The organism is Stenotrophomonas sp. GD04054 (genome assembly GCF_029836955.1).
In the GTDB taxonomy this organism is placed as follows: Bacteria; Pseudomonadota; Gammaproteobacteria; order Xanthomonadales; family Xanthomonadaceae; genus Stenotrophomonas; species Stenotrophomonas maltophilia_A.
Genome location: NZ_JAOECR010000004.1, coordinates 52199 through 67945, shown reverse-complemented (window position 1 = coordinate 67945; position 15747 = coordinate 52199). Strand labels below are relative to the sequence as shown.

Below are 15747 nucleotides of genomic sequence, written 5' to 3'. Positions count from 1 at the left end.
CCTACCATCATGTACAACAGCAAGCCCCTCGAAAGTGACCTCCCCAGCAGCCGTCAGCTGGCGCGCACTACCCTCATCGCCGCCGGCATCGCCGTCGTGCTTCTCATCGGTGTCGTGCTGCCTGCGGAACACGCCGTGGATCCGTTGGGTATAGGCCGAATGCTGGGTCTGACCGAGATGGGACAGATCAAGCAGCAACTGTCCGAAGAAGCCGCAGCGGATGCGGCCATGGATGCCCGGGCCGAGGAGGGCCTCGCCGTGCTCACCCAGGTCTCCACGCGGGATCGCCAGACAGTCGAAGTCACTTCCAAGCCGGCCGCTGCTTCGGCCTCAGCGCCCGCAGCTACGGAGTGGCGTGACGAAGCCGAAGTCGTGCTGGCGCCCGGTCAGGGTACCGAAATCAAGCTTTCCATGAAGGAAGGCGAGCGTGCGACCTACACCTGGTCGGTCCAGGGCGGGGTGGTGAACTTCGACACCCATGGTGACGGCGGTGGTCGTGCCATCAGCTATGAGAAGGGGCGAGGTGAGGCGTCCGACCAGGGCGTACTTCTGGCCGCCTTTACGGGCAACCACGGCTGGTTCTGGCGCAATCGCGGCGAGGAACCGGTCACCCTGCTGCTGCGTACGGGCGGGCAGTATGAACAGCTGAAGAAAATGTAAGACCAGGCCAGGAGGGCGTGCCCGGGGCAGCCGGGTACGCTCCTCTGCAAACATTCGTCCTACCATCTCGACAAGGCCACGTGCCACATTTACCCTAGATCCCATGCGTCTTTCCGCCCGCCACCGTGTGCTCGCCCGCATCAGCCTTTTCGCGCTGATGCTGCTGAGTGTTGTGGCGCGGCCGATGGTGATCCAGCTGAGCGAACTGCATGGTCTGGAGCACGACATCGCCGCTGCGTTCGACCATGGGCATTCCCATCCGGCCGGAGCCAGTGACAACCTCGACGACGACCACGCCTCTGGTGCGCACAGCGTGCTGCACCAGGCAGACGCAAGCTTCGCAGGGAGCCTGTTCAATGGCCACCACCAGGTAGTCGCTCTCGCACTGAGCGCCGACGTGCCCGCATTGCGGCTGCTGCGCGTGCCTTTGGGTTATCCCGCCTCGCCCTTCCGGCCTCCGATCGTCTGACAACGCCTGCCGCGTCCGCGCGGCCTGTTCTGCTGCCTGCCTTAGCGGGCGGCAGCGCGTTGTTCTAACATCTTTCCGGAGGCTTCCGTGAAATTCCGTAGTGTGTGGGCGCTGGCCATTGCCGGCGCCTGCGGTATGGCCGTGCCTGGCCATGCCGCCGAAGTTCTGCGCCTGGAGGAAGCGGTCGCCCGCGCCCTGGGCAGTCATCCGAGCGCCGCAGCTGATGCCGCCCAGCTGGAGGCAACCCGCAGCCGTGCAGCCCGGGAGGGCCTGCCGGCGCCAATCATTCTGGGCGGGGAACTGGAGAACGTTGCTGGCAGCGGCAGCGTTTCAGGGATGGATGCCGCTGAGGCAACGTTCCGCGTATCCCGCCTGCTGGAACTCGGCGGCAAGCGCGCTGCGCGACAGGCATTGGGCGGCGCGGAGATCGACGCGGCCCAACGGGCAGGGGACGTGACTCGCGTAACCATCGCCACCCGAGCCGCAGGACGGTTCATCGATGTGCTGGCCGCGCAGGAGCATGTGGAACACGCGCAGGAGCGCATCGCGATGGCGCGCGCCCTGCAGCGAGAGGTCGGGCGTTGGGTCTCGGCGGCGCGCAATCCTGATTCCGACCTGCGAGCGGCAGAAATCGCAGTTGCCGACGCCGAACTCAAGCGCGATCAGGCGCTGGAGCGTCTGGAGTCGACACGCCATGCGCTCGCAGCTTCATGGGGTGCGTTGACGGTCGACTTTGGCGCCGTCGCTGGTGATACCTCGGTGCTGCCCCCCCTTGAGCAGTTCCAGGCGATGGCCGCGAAGCTGCCTTCGACACCTCAGCAACAGCTTCTTGAGTCCCAGGCAGGCGTGCTGACCGCGCGCCGTAACGTGGCGCTTGCCGCCGCCCGGCCAGATGTCAGCGTGGGCCTGGGCATTCGCCGGCTGGAAGCCACCAAAGACAGCGGATTGGTGATGTCGGTTTCTGTCCCATTGGGCAGCCGCAAGCGATCAGCGTATTCCGTTTCTGAAGTCGACCACGAGCTGTCTGCCCTCAGTGCCCGGCGCCAAGCGCAGGCCGTTGAACTGCAACAGGAACTTTTCGATATCTACCAGCAATTGCGGCAAGCGCAGCTGGAGGTCGAGTCGGTACGCGAACGCCAGCTGCCCAAGGCCGAGGCAGCACTGAAGCAGAGCCGGCGCGGCTTCGAGGAGGGCCGATTCTCCTATCTGGCGCTGGGCCAGGCGCAGAAGACCCTGTTCGACCTTCGCGAGCGCGAAGTTGAAGCCGCCGCCCGCTATCTCCGACTGCTGGTCGAGGCAGATCGCCTCACCGCCTCCGCTCTGGACATCCGCCCATGAACCGCTACGCATTCCTGATCATGTTCCCCTTGGTCCTTTCCGCCTGCGGCGGTGACAAAGCCGCGACCGAAGCCTCTACCGAGACAGCTGCCGCATCCGCCGACTACGAACGAGGGCCGAATCGAGGGCGCATGCTGCGTGACGGCGATTTTGCCCTCGAGATCACCGTTTACGAAACCAACACGCCGCCACACTTCCGTCTTTACGCGTATCGCAACGACAAACCGATTCCGCCTTCCGAAGTGCAGGCGAGCATGCAGCTCAAGCGTCTGGACGGCGAGGTCAATACCTTCAGCTTCAAGCCGGAGAACGGCTACCTCGTCGGCAGTGGGGAGGTCACTGAGCCGCACTCGTTCGATGTGGTGGCCGAAGCCACCGCAGCAGGCAAGTCCCATCGCTGGAACTACCCCTCCTATGAAGGCCGTACGCGAATCGAACCACAAGCAGCTAAGGACGCGGGCATCGTGGTGGAAGCAGCAGGCAGTGCCAGCATCCGCGACACAGTGACCTTGATGGGCAACGTGACGGTCAACACGGCGCGGCAAGCCGCAGTGAAAGCACGCTTTCCCGGCGTGGTGCGCAGCGTTGCAGTCGAGATGGGCCAGCGAGTCAGTGCGGGCCAGACTCTGGCCACGGTGGAAGGCAACGACAGCATGCGCAGCTATGCCGTCATCGCGCCGTTTGGCGGAATTGTGTTGGCGCGTAATACCAGCGTTGGGGACGTGGCGGCAGACAACACGTTGTTCGAGATCGCCGACCTCTCCGAGGTATGGGTAGACCTGCGGGCACTGGGCACCGACGCCGAGCGGCTTGCTGCAGGCCAGGTGGTGACGCTTCGCTCAGCCACTGGCGCCCATGAAACCCAAGGACGGGTGCAGAGCCTGCTCCCCTTGGCCAGTGCCGGCCAAAGCGTAGTCGCACGGGTCAGCATCCCCAATGAAGACGGCCGGTGGCGCCCGGGTATGGCCGTGTCGGCCGAGGTCGTGTTGTCCGAAACCCAGGTCCCGTTGGCAGTCAAGGAATCCGGGCTGCAGCGCTTCCGTGACTTCACCGTGGTCTTCGCACAGGTGGGCGACACGTATGAGGTGCGCATGCTTGAGCTCGGCAAGCGCGATGGGCAGCTGGTCGAGGTACTCGGTGGCCTCAAGCCCGGTACCCGTTATGTCAGCGAGCAAAGCTACCTGATTCGCGCGGACATCGAAAAGTCTGGCGCGAGCCACGATCACTGAGGGGCATCCCATGCTAGAGCGAATCATTCGCGCGTCCATCGCGCATCGATGGCTTGTGCTGCTGCTCGTGCTGGCGCTGTCCGGCCTGGGCATCTGGAACTACAGCAAGCTTCCCATCGACGCCGTGCCTGACATTACCAATGTACAGGTACAGATCAACACCGAAGCCCCTGGCTATTCGCCACTGGAAGCCGAGCAGCGCGTGACCTTCCCGGTTGAAACCGCACTGGCCGGGTTGGCACGTCTGGAGTACACACGCTCAATCTCGCGCTACGGCCTTTCGCAGGTGACCGTGGTATTCGAGGATGGGACAGATATCTACTTCGCCCGCCAGCAGGTTGCTGAGCGTCTGCAGCAGGCGGCCTCCCAGTTGCCCAATGGCCTGAAGCCAACACTGGGACCGGTTGCCACGGGCCTGGGCGAAATCTTCATGTACACCGTGGAGGCCGAACCAGGAGCTGAGAAAACCTGGACGCCAATGGCACTGCGTACCCTGCAGGACTGGGTGGTACGCCCGCAGATGCGGCACCTGAAGGGCGTGACCGAGGTCAACACCGTGGGCGGTTACGTCCGCCAGTTCCATATCACGCCAGACCCCCGCAAGCTGCAGGCCTATGGCCTGACCCTGCAGGACGTCATGGAGGCCGTTGCCCGCAGCAATGCGAACGTCGGTGCGGGCTACATCGAGAAGAGCGGCGAGCAATACCTGGTACGCGTGCCTGGGCAGGTTGCCGACATGGACGGCCTGCGCAAGATCGTGGTGGCTAATCGAGAGGGGCTGCCGCTGCGGGTAGGCGATCTTGCTGATGTCCACGAAGGCACCGAGCTGCGGACCGGCGCCGCCACCAAGGATGGAAAGGAAGTTGTGCTTGGCACGGCCTTCATGCTGATCGGCGAGAACAGCCGGGCCGTCGCCCAGCGCACCGCTGCCAAGCTGAAGGAGATCGACGGCACGCTGCCCGAGGGCGTTCGTGCGCACCCGGTGTATGACCGAACCGAGCTGGTGGATCGCACCATTGAAACGGTGAAGAAGAACCTCCTGGAGGGCGCGCTGCTGGTCATCGCGGTGCTGTTCCTGCTGCTGGGCAATCTGCGCGCCGCGCTCATCACCGCTGCGGTCATCCCGTTGACCATGCTGCTAACGATCTCCGGAATGGTTCAGAACCGGGTATCGGCCAACCTGATGAGCCTCGGTGCGCTCGACTTTGGCCTGATCGTGGACGGCGCGGTCATCATCGTGGAGAACTGCCTGCGCCGCTTCGGTGAACGCCAGCATGCGCTGGGACGCCTGTTAACGCGCGAGGAGCGATTCTCCCTGGCCGCTTCGGCAAGCGCCGAGGTCATCAAGCCCAGCCTGTTCGGTCTGTTCATCATCGCGGCGGTGTACATCCCGATCTTCGCGTTGTCGGGTGTGGAAGGAAAGATGTTCCATCCCATGGCCTTGACCGTGGTAATCGCCCTCACCGGTGCCATGGCGTTGTCGCTGACGTTCGTGCCGGCTGCCGTGGCGCAGTTCGTCACCGGCAAGGTGTCCGAGAAGGAAACCAAGGTCATGCGTGGCGTAACCCGCCTGTATGGCCCTCTGCTGGAGCGGGCGGTCAGTGCCCGTAGGTGGGTGGTCGGCGCAGCGGTTGCACTTACCGTGGTGGCCGGCATCGGTGCCAGTCGCATGGGTACAGAGTTCATCCCCAACCTGGATGAAGGCGATATCGCCCTGCACGCGCTGCGCATCCCCGGAACCAGCCTTACCCAAGCCATCGGCATGCAACGCCAGCTGGAAGCTGCCATCAAGCAGTTCCCTGAAGTCGACGAGGTGGTGGCCAAGATCGGTACTGCCGAGGTGGCGACCGACCCGATGCCTCCGTCGGTCGCCGACACCTTCATCATGCTCAAGGATCGGGACCAGTGGCCGGACCCGCGCAAACCAAAGGCCCAGCTGATTGCCGAGCTGGAGAAGACCGTCAGAGCCATCCCCGGCAACAACTACGAGTTCACTCAGCCGGTGCAGATGCGCATGAATGAGCTGATCGCCGGCGTGCGCGCGGAAGTGGCGATCAAGCTCTATGGCGACGATCTGGATCAACTCGCACAGATCGGCAGCCAGATCGAGGACGTTGCCAACCGGATCACCGGCGCAGCGGACGTGAAGCTGGAGCAGGTCTCGGGCCTTCCGTTGATGACCATTACGCCTGACCTGGACGCGTTGGCGCGCTATGGCGTGGCAATCGACGATGTGCAGAAGACCGTATCGGTCGCATTGGGTGGGGAGTCCGTTGGCCAAGTATTCGAAGGTGATCGTCGTTTCGACATCGTCGTGCGGCTGCCCGAGAACCTGCGTCAGGACACGCGCACGCTGGAATCACTGCCTGTAACGGTGTCAGGTTCGACAGAGGCCGATGCTGATCGCGGTTTCGTTCCGCTGGGGCAGCTGGCCAAGGTTGAGGTGGCTCCAGGCCCGAATCAGATCAGCCGCGAGAACGGCAAGCGGCGTGTGGTTATCACCAGCAACGTCCGCGGACGCGATCTCGGCTCGTTCGTCGAGGAGCTGCGCGCCGCCGTCGGAGATGAAGTCCAGCTGCCTGAAGGTTACTGGGTGGAGTATGGCGGCACGTTCCAGCAGCTCATCTCGGCCAGCGAGCGGCTGATGGTGGTGGTGCCCGTAGTGCTGGTGATGATCTTCGGCCTGCTGTTCATGGCGTTTGGTTCGGGACGTGATGCCGCCATCGTTTTCAGCGGCGTGCCGCTCGCCCTTACCGGCGGTGTGGCGGCTCTGTGGCTGCGTGACATTCCGCTGTCCATCTCGGCCGGTGTCGGGTTCATCGCGCTTTCGGGCGTGGCGGTACTGAACGGCCTGGTGATGATCAGCTTCATCAAAAGCCTGCGGGAACAGGGTGTGCCTCTCCACCGCGCTGTCAGCGAGGGGGCAGCGGGACGCTTGCGACCTGTGCTGATGACTGCCCTGGTCGCCAGCCTGGGCTTCCTGCCCATGGCACTGAACGTCGGTGCCGGCGCTGAAGTACAGCGTCCTCTCGCCACGGTGGTCATCGGCGGCATCGTCTCGTCCACGCTTCTGACGCTGCTGGTGCTTCCTGCGCTTTACCGCCTCATCCATCGCGAGGGCGATACGTCCAAGGATGAAGCCGAATGACGCTTTCCCTTTTTCCAACGTTGAGGAACCTACGCTTGATTCCGTTGAACAGACCGTTGTCGTGGCTCCTCCTGCTGGCCGCGCTGTTGATTCCCTGGGCTGCGTTCGCCCACGGTGTCAGTGAGGGTGACCAAGCCTTCCTGGAGGACAGCACGGGCACCCAGCTGATTGCATTTACCTACCTGGGTGCCAAGCACATGGTCACAGGGTACGACCACCTGCTGTTTCTGTTCGGGGTGATCTTCTTCCTGTACCGGATGCGTGATGTCAGCATCTACGTGACCTTGTTCGCCATTGGTCACAGCACGACGCTGCTGCTGGGCGTGTTGGGTGGCTTCCACGTGAATGCCTACTTGGTGGACGCCATCATCGGACTGTCAGTGGTCTACAAGGCACTGGACAACATGGGGGCGTTCAAGCGCTGGTTCGGCGTGCAGCCCAACACCAAAGCAGCCGTGCTGATCTTCGGCTTCTTCCATGGCTTCGGATTGGCAACGAAGTTGCAGGATTTCACCCTGTCGGCTGATGGTCTTGTCCCGAACATGCTGGCGTTCAACGTCGGCGTGGAGCTGGGCCAGCTGCTGGCCTTGGCCGGCATCCTGATTCTGATGGGCTTCTGGCGTCGCCTGCCGTCCTTCCATCGGCAGGCCTACAGCATCAATACCGTCCTGATGTGTGCCGGCTTCGTGCTGATGGGCATGCAACTGACGGGCTACTTCGTTTCCTGACCTTTGATCGAGGCTTTCAATGTCCATTTCCATCAATCAGCAACTTCCCAGCACTCGCCGACTGCTCAAATCGACCGCGCTCGCCGTGGCGGTCGCTGGTGTGATTCTGATCACTACCGTACTGCCCGCCGAGTACGGCATTGACCCGACTGGCGTGGGTCGTGCCCTCGGTTTGGATGCGCTGGCCGCGAGCGGCGATTCCTCCGCATCTGAAGCCGTTCCTCAAACCTCAAATGGGCGCCCGGAAGCCATTGCGGCCTTGTCCGAGAAGGCCAAGGTCGCCTTCGGAGAGAACAAGGGGCAATCCCTTGATCCAGCGGCTGTAGGTTTTGGTTCTGGCGCGCTGCGTCAGGACACCATGACCATCGAAATCGAGCCAGGCAAAGGCATGGAGCTGAAGTCCCACATGACCACGGGTGCAGGAATGCTGTTCCGCTGGACATCCAGCGCTCCGGTTGCCGTGGACATGCATGGCGAGAGACCTGACGTGAAGGGAGCCTGGACCAGCTACGCCGTAGAGGGCGCCCAATCGAAAGCAGAGGGGACTTTCATCGCTCCCTTCGATGGAACACATGGCTGGTATTGGCAGAACCGAGGTACCTCGCCGGTGATCATCACAATCGAACTGAATGGCTATCAGGCCGACCTGTATCAGCCGTAACACCCCCGGCATTCCGCCGGAACCAACCCAGGAGTCAATCCATGAAACTGCGTTATACGTTCGCTGTATGCCTCGTTGCCGGCCTGACATGGTCCTCAGGCGCATCTGCCCACGATCCTGCCTTGCATGCCGATCCGGTGCCGGCCGCCGCGCCACAAGCTAAGCCAAAGACGTGCGAGCAGCTGGCTGATCGATCGAAGTACAAGGTTGATCTGAATGACTCTCAGACCAAGGCATTGAAGGAGCGTTGCGACGCCGAGGCGGCTTCGGGCGCTAAGAAGAAGTAAGCGGTGGGCAATGTGGCCCGGCTGTAAGTGTCGGGCCACATTGATGCAGAAGTCGCAGTGCAGGCACCGTGTGCTGGGACGTCCGTTTCTGGCCGAGATCGGACATTGCCCGCCTCGTTGAGCCGTACGCCTTGGCTGCTTAGGGTCTCTTGCACTCGGTGCCGATCTGCTCAGTGAGAACTGTCAGGGACTGCTGGAATGCGGCGGCGAATTGCTGGCTGCCCTCCCTCTCGTGGCTATGGGCGATCGAGGGGAGCAGTCTGGTCCACGTGTCGAGCAGAATCACCGGGTCTTGGTGTGTTAGAAACGAAACCCGCAACCCATACTCCATTGCTTTGAGGTAGCCGCGGTGCATCTCAAGTGCGGCCTCGCAAGCGTGGAGGCGCTCAAGGATTTCTGTGATCTCGGAGGTCATGGCAGTCTGGACAGGCAAGGGGTGGGAAGGCGATAGTTTGCGAACATCTGGACGAGTCCGCCATGAGCATCCTCAACCTTCTGCTCACTCGTGATCACCTTGTCGTCGCCGTGGATACCTTGGCAGAGGATGCTCTCACAGGGGCACATTCCGCCGGGGCAAAGCTGCTGCTGATCCCTCAGCACAACCTGATGTTTGCTACGCGAGGTTCTACGCAGTTCTTCCTTCGCATTTATGAGCTGGCGCTGCAGGCTAGCTACCGCGCAGATTTCACAATGGAACAGTTATCTGTCGAGCTGGGGTTGGTGGTGGACCAGCTGTGGCCGAACTACGAGAAGGCGGCAGCCGAGGCAGGATTACCGATCGAGCAGCTCGGGACCGAGTTGGTGTTTGGTGGCTGGTCGTCGAAGAGCGACCGGATGATGGCCACGGCATATGCCAAGAGCGGCAGCCAGCACCCTTGCGTGGTCCAGCCGATCCGGGGGCAGCTGGCCTCACCAGGCGAACCGCTCCGGGCCGTGATTCCTAGCATGGCCCAGAAGGATCTGCTGGCCCACGCACGCCTGCAGGCCAGCTACCTCAATGAGCAACTTGGCCGGCGAGTGGCGGGAGGCCGGTTGCTGGCTGGGTTCTTGCAGAAGGGACAGGCCGTGCTCAAGGATCTTGGAGAGATCTAGGTCGTTGGCGGCAATCCGGCTAACGCCAGAATCCGTCCGCCCCTTATTTCTCTTCTCCGCGGGACCAGTAGGCTCAAGGCTAGTCGTGGATAAGAAAGATCTATCGGGGGAGGGGGCTATCGTCTTCTGACCGAAGCCGGGCATTGGTCAGTCGCCCGATACTGACTTGCGCCGGCTGCTGCCGCGCCCTCTCCTAACGCGACGATCCTCAGCAGCGACACGTTGGGGTTGGTCTTATCAGAAGGACAGGAAGCTGATCAGTGCTTCCCTAGAGGTGATGTGAGGCAGATGCCCAGTTGTGCAGGAACTCCTCTTGCTCCAATGTCTCAACGGCACCAAGGCGTACCATTCTCACGCGCCTGATCGCATCCTCGCTGCTCAGGGAAGTCTTGGTGCTGAGGAGAAGCATGCAGGCGACAGTGCCTGCTCTGCCAAGTCCGCCCTTGCAATGGACGACAACCCGTTTGCCGTTAAGTAGCGCGTTGCAGATGGACGTCTCCAACTCCTTCCATCGCTGGAGGAACCCGTAGTCGGGCGCGGCGCCATCCACGATCGGCAGTCCGTACCACCGTAGACCATGGTCTGCTGCACGCTCTGGCAGAGCGGCGATCTGAAGATCCTCGAACTCCCAAGGCTCAATTAGACTGATGAGATGACTTGCGCCCCATGAACTTATAGCTTGAAGGTCCATATCCAAGTCTCGCGACCACGATCCGGTCATAGCTGTGACTTGATGCTTGCCAGGCGCGAACGTCACCCCGATGGCCCCACCGCAATGGCCAACCGGGAGAGTCGCAATCTGAAGGGGGTGGGAAAGACTGGTTCTGGTCACGCTGACTCCGGCGATTGAATGGCGCGCTCTGTCATGCAGAGAACCTAGACGTGGCTTCGTCTGCGGCTCTGGCGCGATGGCTTCGATTGATGCTTAGTCAGGCGAGCTAGAAAGCAGCGACACTCTCTCCCCGATGCGTCGCTGGGCGGCCTGCAACCCACTGTCATCAGCAAGGTACGGTGATGCGAATAGCGGGGCCTCAACCCAGAACTTGTGTTGACCCCGGTGGATGTAGGGGCGGTGGTCGTCAAGCAGCAGAGCTTGGCCAAGTAGTGGAGACACGAATCGAAGGTCCTTGGTAGGCCCAGTCCATTCGACGTAGCGGACCCCTGTGAACCAGCCAGGCACATGGCCTTCCTCAGCCAGAAGTAAGGCGATTCTTAGCGACATATGCCGAGATACCGTTGTGAAAAGCACAACCTCATCAAAGGTGGTTCTAGCATAATCTAGGAAATCCCGAAGTCCTGGTCGAGGAATTTGGCTGACCGCATTGGAGATCAGGGTTCCCTCAAGATCGAGGGCGAGGATACTGGGGCGCATGCGATAGGAGCCTATCTACGTTTGAGTGCGTCGTAAGAGACGCGATCTGAGTCCTGGCCCCTCTTGCTGCCGAGCCAGAATAGGAGGGGCGAGCCAGTAGTCGTCGCCAATAGGCAGTAGGCACTCCAGCGCGACATCGACCATCAGCGGTCGCCGCCATGCAGGGTCCGGCAGAAAGCAGTAGTCAGACTTGCTTAGCGTTCCTGATGCTTGCTTGCGAGATAGCCAATCTGCTCGACTGCGTATCTCGCGGCTCAGCACGGTCAATGCTGCGGATTCGTCGCCGCCGGTGCTTAAGAACTCACTCGCAGCTCCCCGGACTGACGACCAAAGCACGTATCGCTTGCGTCCCAAACTCAGCTCACGCCATTCTCTTTCCTGTACACATAGGATCTCCTCGGCGTGTTGAGTACGGATCCGATGCTTGCGTAGCAATGACACGAGATAGGCAGCAGCTTCGCGGTCGGAAAGCTGACGCCAGAGCCACTGTCGGTCCTGTGCTCCAAGCGAGGGGCGCCATGCTCTAAGTGCATGGGTTAGTGAACTACTCAGGTCGTCAGGCAGCTGACTGCTCTCCCGATAGCTCCAGCTAATAGGGTCGTAAAGAGATCGCCTTGTAGAGCCATTTGACGAGCTCGTCTCAGCTAGGACCCCCGCTGTCTGAAGGAACAGCAGCAAGTGCTGCGCAACTGCTGTGTCAGCGGCCACAGGTGCGGAAATCGAAGTGGAGCGCTCGAGCGCACACCACGCGCACGCGTAGAACGGCCCAAGCGATACTAGCAGCGCATCGAGGTCTGGCCACGGAGGGATGAGGGTCTGTTGGTCACGACCATAGATCACTCGATCCCCGGCAGTTCAACCGGCTCTGATGCTAGCAAGCCACCGGAAAGTCGTCTACACAATTTTCATGTAGTGCCCGGCTCGGCCATAGATTTCGTTCCGCTCCTCCAGGCGGACCTGATGGCTACCAAGACGATCTACCAAAGTGCGTACCTTCGGTTGGTCGGTCTGCTCCGCGAGCGACGTGAGTCGTTGGGTATCAGTCAAACCCGGCTAGCCGCTCATCTGGGGTGGCCTCAGCAGCGAGTCTCTTCCGTTGAGTCTGGGGCCCGACGCTTGGACGTATTGGAGTTCTGCCTCATCGCTGCTGCCTTGGGGTTCTCTCCGGCTGAGGTATCTGATCAGGTCATGAAGATGCTACAGAGCGTGCGCGGCAGCCAGATTAAGGGCCGGCACTAGCGAGCGACGGTGGCGATCGCGTCAAGCCAGATGATTCATGTGGGCTCTTTCTGGGGGTGCCACCTGTGAAGCGGAGAACCTTCTTTGGTTGAGCTGCTGCCAACGTTCGGCCTTGTCTGATCAATGACTGTTCTGGTTTGAGTTGCCTCATGGAGTACTTGCGCGGTTACGCCCAGACTGTGCGAACTGCACGAAGACAGCCGCGGCACATTGAGGGCTGGTCGCATGCGCGAAAACCTGGTTGAGGGGGGCGAAAGTGCCTGCCTGAGCCGGGTTGCGCGCCTGATGGCAGCAAAAGGCCTGCAACCTAGGAGTTAGATGACGCAAGTCCTCCGTCCAGCCGTTCAGGGCCGTTGATAGAATGCGGAACCAACATTGACGCGGGCGGCCCTCATGAATTTCACAGAAGCCATTACGATTGGAACGGTAGTATTTGCCGGAGTTTCAGCCATCGGCTCTGCGATTACAGCGGTTATCACTGCCAGTTCAATCCGAGGAACCCGGCGGGACCAGGAGAGCAAGCAGATGCTGGAGCAGGCCGTCCTTTCCTTGGAACGTGCCTATGAAGCCCTTGCCAAGGATGCCAAGCCTGTTGGCGCGCACTTAAAACTGACCCAGGCTGCGCGTTGAACTTTGACCCACCCGGTGTACGGGGCTGAGGGTATCAGTTGGTGGTCTGGGTGGTGGCCTCCTTTGCCCTGATTCTGGCTTTGGTCTTGTTGGCGGCGGTGCTGTTGCGCAGCCGCCAGGAGTCGTTGCCGGTCTCCAGGATGTGGCAGTGGTGGGTGATGCGATCCAGCAGCGCGGTGGTCATCTTGGCGTCGCCGAACACCTGACCCCATTCGGAGAAGGCCAAGTTGGTGGTGATGGCGAGGCTGGTGCGCTCGTAGAGCTTGCTGATCAGGTGGAACAGCAGCGCGCCGCCTGAGGGGGTGAACGGCAGGTAGCCCAGTTCATCGAGGATGACCAGGTCGGCATAGGTCAGGCGCAGGGCGATCTGCCCGGCCTTGCCCTGGGCCTGTTCCTTCTCCAGCGCATTGACCAGTTCGATGGTGGAGAAGAAGCGCACGCGCAGGCGATGCTGGCGCACGGCCTGGATGCCGATGGCGGTGGCCAGGTGGGTCTTGCCGGTGCCCGGTCCACCGACAAGGACGACGTTCTCGGGGGTGTGGATGAAGTCACCCTGGTGGAGTCGTTCGACCAGTGCGCGATCAACGGGACTGGCCGCGAAGTCGAACCCGAGCAGGTCACGATGGACGGGGAAACGTGCGGCCTTCATCTGGTTGGCCTGGGCACGAACCTGCCGTTCGGCGGACTCGGCCTGCAGCAGTTCGGCCATCCAGTGTTCGGGCTCCATGGTGTGCAGGCGCATCTTGGCCAGCAGTTCGGGCCACTGGCTGGCCATGCCGTGCAGCTTGAGCTGCTGCATGCGCAGCGGCAGGTCAGGCGTCGACATGATCTGCCTCCCGCAGGGCGTCGTAGCGGGCCGGATCGGACACCGGCGGATGACGCAGCGTCACTCGCGAGGCGACCGTCTCGATCGTGCGGTCCGGATGCTGCAATCGCCCCAGCACGTTGAGCACGTGGTCGGCGCGCACCAGGCCGGACTCGAGTGCCAGTTCCACCGCCACCAGTACCGCTTCGAGCCCGTGCACGGGTACGGCGGCCAGCACCTGGGCCATGGCGCGGTCGCCGTGAGGCTGGCGCAGCAACACCTGCTGCAGCTTGCGCAGCGGATCGGGCATGGACAGGAACGGCGCGCCGTCACGCAGTGCCCCCGGCTTGCGCTGGACCAGGGCGATGTAGTGCTGCCAGTCGTAGTGGACCCGATCACGCTCGAAGCTGCGCCGGTGGCGGGCGACCTCGGCCTCGCCGACCACCACGGCCAGTTCGAAGGGATACACGCGCAGGCTGGCGACGGCGTGGGCGTGTTCGCACGGCACGCTGTAGCGGTTGCGCTGGAAGCTGACCAGCGCGGTCGAACTGACCCGCACCGGCCGCTCGATGTAGCCGTCGAAGGGCGCGGGCATCGGCATCAGGTGGGGCTGTTCGTCCTCCAGAGCTTCGGCCACGGTGATGTCGGAGGCATCCGGATGCGCCTGCATCGGCCAAGCGGCGCGGCACTCGCTGGCGAGCCAGGCATTGAGGGTGTCCAGATCTGGCCAGTGGCGGGCCCCGGCCTCGATCCAGATCTGTCGGCGCCGGTCCTGCACGTTCTTCTCGACCCGCCCCTTCTCCCAACCCGCGGCGCGGTTGCAGAACTCCGCGGCGAACAGGTAGTGGCTGGTCATGGCGTGGAAGCGGGCGTTGACCCGCCGTTCCCGGTGCTGGCCGATCCCGTCCACCGCCGTCTTCATGTTGTCGTAGATGCCGCGGCGCGGCACGCCACCGAAGGCGGTAAACGCCTGGGTATGAGCATCGAACAGCATCTCGTGGCTCTGGGTGGGATAGGCCACCAACCAGAAGGCGCGGCTGCAGGCCAGCTTCACGTGGGCGAGATCCAGCGGCATCTTGGCGTGGCTGCCGACGAAGGCGTACTCGCGGCTCCAGTCGAACTGGAAGGCTTCACCCGGAGGAAAGTGCAACGGCACGAAGGCCGGGCGGCGGCTGGCGCCGCCGGCCGCCTTCCACTGGCGGATGAAGGCCGTCACCCGGGTGTAGGTGCCCGGATAGCCGATCGCCTGCAACTGCGAGAACAGCACCTTGGCGGTGCGTTGTTCCCGCCGGGGACGATGGCTGTCGGCACGCAGCCACGTCTCCAACTGGGACCGGTAGGGATCGAGCCGGGAGGGCGAGGCTCGCCTGGGATAGACCGGCTCGGACTGGCCGCTGCGCAGCCATCGCCGGATGGTATTGCGGGATAGGCCCGTGCGCTTGGCGATCTCGCGCAGCGGCAGGCCATCGCGGAAATGCATCCGCCGGATCTTGGCCAACATGACCATGGTGATCACTCCTGAAATCCCCCGAGCAAAAGATGCTCAGGATGTGGGCTTCAGGTGGGTCAGTTTTACCCGCGCATCACCGCCGAAAGTGGGTCAGTTCTGGATGCGCGCCAACATGCCAAGCCCTACAATCCACCTGAACCAGATCGCATCGCCTGGCTTAGTGCTGCACGCCTACTTACCCAGTATCAGTGGATCAAGAAACGGGTGACTTCCGTCCCGCATAAGCTTGTTCTGGAGGAACAGGAAGAACATTGGCGGCATCGCTTCTATCTACTCCTGCAGCCCCTCATTGGTGTCCGCGGAGTGGGGTACTACAGCGGCGGTCCTTCCTTGGCAGAAAAAGAAGAGCTCATTGAACCGATGTCGGCAGTGGTCATTCATACTTTTGCAAAATGGCCGGAAGGCAAAGTGGATCCGCTCGCCGCTCTTCAGCCCGATAGCATCGACCCTAATGCCGAGTTCCTCAAGGGCAACATGGGTTTGCAGCGCTACCTAGGCGGTCGCGGATTCATTAGATCCACTGGCCCGGAGTGATCCTGCTCAATGCGTCGAATCACCAGAGCGCCGTTGTGGGCATTG

The 15747-nt window shown here is 62.2% G+C and carries 16 protein-coding genes and 1 pseudogene; 13 read left to right on the top strand and 4 right to left on the bottom strand.

Features of this window, described 5'->3' with window-relative positions:
* Positions 1 to 9 precede the first annotated feature (9 nt).
* The 8 genes from N7573_RS04095 (at position 10) to N7573_RS04060 (ending at position 8520) form a co-directional block, all read left to right on the top strand.
* Positions 10 to 660: a transmembrane anchor protein gene (locus N7573_RS04095; RefSeq protein WP_071227707.1), complete on the top strand. Its 651-nt coding sequence runs from the start codon at positions 10 to 12 to the stop codon at positions 658 to 660.
* A gap of 103 nt (positions 661 to 763) precedes the next feature.
* Positions 764 to 1129: a hypothetical protein gene (locus tag N7573_RS04090; protein ID WP_046984178.1), complete on the top strand. Its 366-nt coding sequence runs from the start codon at positions 764 to 766 to the stop codon at positions 1127 to 1129.
* 87 nt (positions 1130 to 1216) lie between these two features.
* Complete coding sequence (locus N7573_RS04085) at positions 1217 to 2467, top strand: TolC family protein (protein ID WP_176422360.1); 1251 nt, start codon at positions 1217 to 1219, stop codon at positions 2465 to 2467.
* Positions 2464 to 3696, top strand: a complete 1233-nt coding sequence (locus N7573_RS04080; RefSeq protein ID WP_046984179.1) for an efflux RND transporter periplasmic adaptor subunit — start codon at positions 2464 to 2466, stop codon at positions 3694 to 3696. The genes N7573_RS04085 and N7573_RS04080 overlap by 4 nt, the downstream gene beginning before the upstream one ends.
* Before the next feature lie 10 nt (positions 3697 to 3706).
* Positions 3707 to 6844 (top strand): CusA/CzcA family heavy metal efflux RND transporter, encoded by a 3138-nt coding sequence (locus N7573_RS04075; protein WP_071227706.1) that lies wholly within the window; start codon positions 3707 to 3709, stop codon positions 6842 to 6844.
* Between the two features lie 56 nt (positions 6845 to 6900).
* Positions 6901 to 7572 (top strand): HupE/UreJ family protein, encoded by a 672-nt coding sequence (locus N7573_RS04070; protein WP_197652578.1) that lies wholly within the window; start codon positions 6901 to 6903, stop codon positions 7570 to 7572.
* A 19-nt stretch (positions 7573 to 7591) separates the two neighbouring features.
* A complete protein-coding gene (locus N7573_RS04065; RefSeq protein ID WP_046984182.1) occupies positions 7592 to 8233 on the top strand; it encodes a hypothetical protein in 642 nt (213 codons plus the stop codon).
* Between the two features lie 41 nt (positions 8234 to 8274).
* A complete protein-coding gene (locus N7573_RS04060) occupies positions 8275 to 8520 on the top strand; it encodes a hypothetical protein (protein ID WP_046984183.1) in 246 nt (81 codons plus the stop codon).
* Positions 8521 to 8659: 139 nt separating this feature from the next.
* On the opposite strand, the gene N7573_RS04055 is transcribed toward N7573_RS04060, so the two are convergent.
* Positions 8660 to 8935, bottom strand: a complete 276-nt coding sequence (locus N7573_RS04055) for a hypothetical protein (protein ID WP_046984184.1) — start codon at positions 8933 to 8935, stop codon at positions 8660 to 8662.
* Between the two features lie 62 nt (positions 8936 to 8997).
* Here N7573_RS04055 and N7573_RS04050 point away from each other — a divergent pair, with 62 nt between their 5' ends.
* Complete coding sequence (locus N7573_RS04050; RefSeq protein ID WP_071227704.1) at positions 8998 to 9612, top strand: hypothetical protein; 615 nt, start codon at positions 8998 to 9000, stop codon at positions 9610 to 9612.
* A gap of 268 nt (positions 9613 to 9880) precedes the next feature.
* Here the strand turns inward: N7573_RS04050 and N7573_RS04045 are convergent, their stop codons facing one another.
* A complete protein-coding gene (locus N7573_RS04045) occupies positions 9881 to 10444 on the bottom strand; it encodes a cyclin-dependent kinase inhibitor 3 family protein (RefSeq protein ID WP_049441974.1) in 564 nt (187 codons plus the stop codon).
* 1500 nt (positions 10445 to 11944) lie between these two features.
* Here N7573_RS04045 and N7573_RS04035 point away from each other — a divergent pair.
* The 3 genes and pseudogenes from N7573_RS04035 (at position 11945) to N7573_RS04025 (ending at position 12853) form a co-directional block, all read left to right on the top strand.
* Positions 11945 to 12223, top strand: a complete 279-nt coding sequence (locus N7573_RS04035) for a helix-turn-helix transcriptional regulator (protein WP_071227721.1) — start codon at positions 11945 to 11947, stop codon at positions 12221 to 12223.
* 174 nt (positions 12224 to 12397) lie between these two features.
* Positions 12398 to 12529: pseudogene (locus N7573_RS04030) on the top strand (IS3 family transposase); the annotation flags it as partial.
* Between the two features lie 87 nt (positions 12530 to 12616).
* The gene (locus N7573_RS04025; protein WP_143048167.1) at positions 12617 to 12853 is read left to right on the top strand and encodes a hypothetical protein; all 237 of its coding nucleotides are present in this window, start codon (positions 12617 to 12619) and stop codon (positions 12851 to 12853) included.
* A 34-nt stretch (positions 12854 to 12887) separates the two neighbouring features.
* Here the strand turns inward: N7573_RS04025 and istB are convergent, their stop codons facing one another.
* Entirely contained in the window at positions 12888 to 13679 is a 792-nt protein-coding gene (gene istB, locus N7573_RS04020) for an IS21-like element ISPa36 family helper ATPase IstB (RefSeq protein ID WP_003097544.1), read from the bottom strand.
* Positions 13666 to 15165 carry an IS21-like element ISPa36 family transposase gene (istA, locus tag N7573_RS04015; protein ID WP_003097546.1) on the bottom strand — a complete coding sequence of 500 codons (1500 nt, stop codon included), beginning with the start codon at positions 15163 to 15165 and terminating at the stop codon, positions 13666 to 13668. The genes istB and istA overlap by 14 nt, the downstream gene beginning before the upstream one ends.
* A 54-nt stretch (positions 15166 to 15219) precedes the next feature.
* Between istA and N7573_RS04010 the strand changes: the two genes are divergently transcribed.
* Positions 15220 to 15702, top strand: coding sequence for a hypothetical protein (locus N7573_RS04010; protein WP_177179487.1), 483 nt, complete (start codon positions 15220 to 15222; stop codon positions 15700 to 15702).
* Positions 15703 to 15747 lie beyond the last annotated feature (45 nt).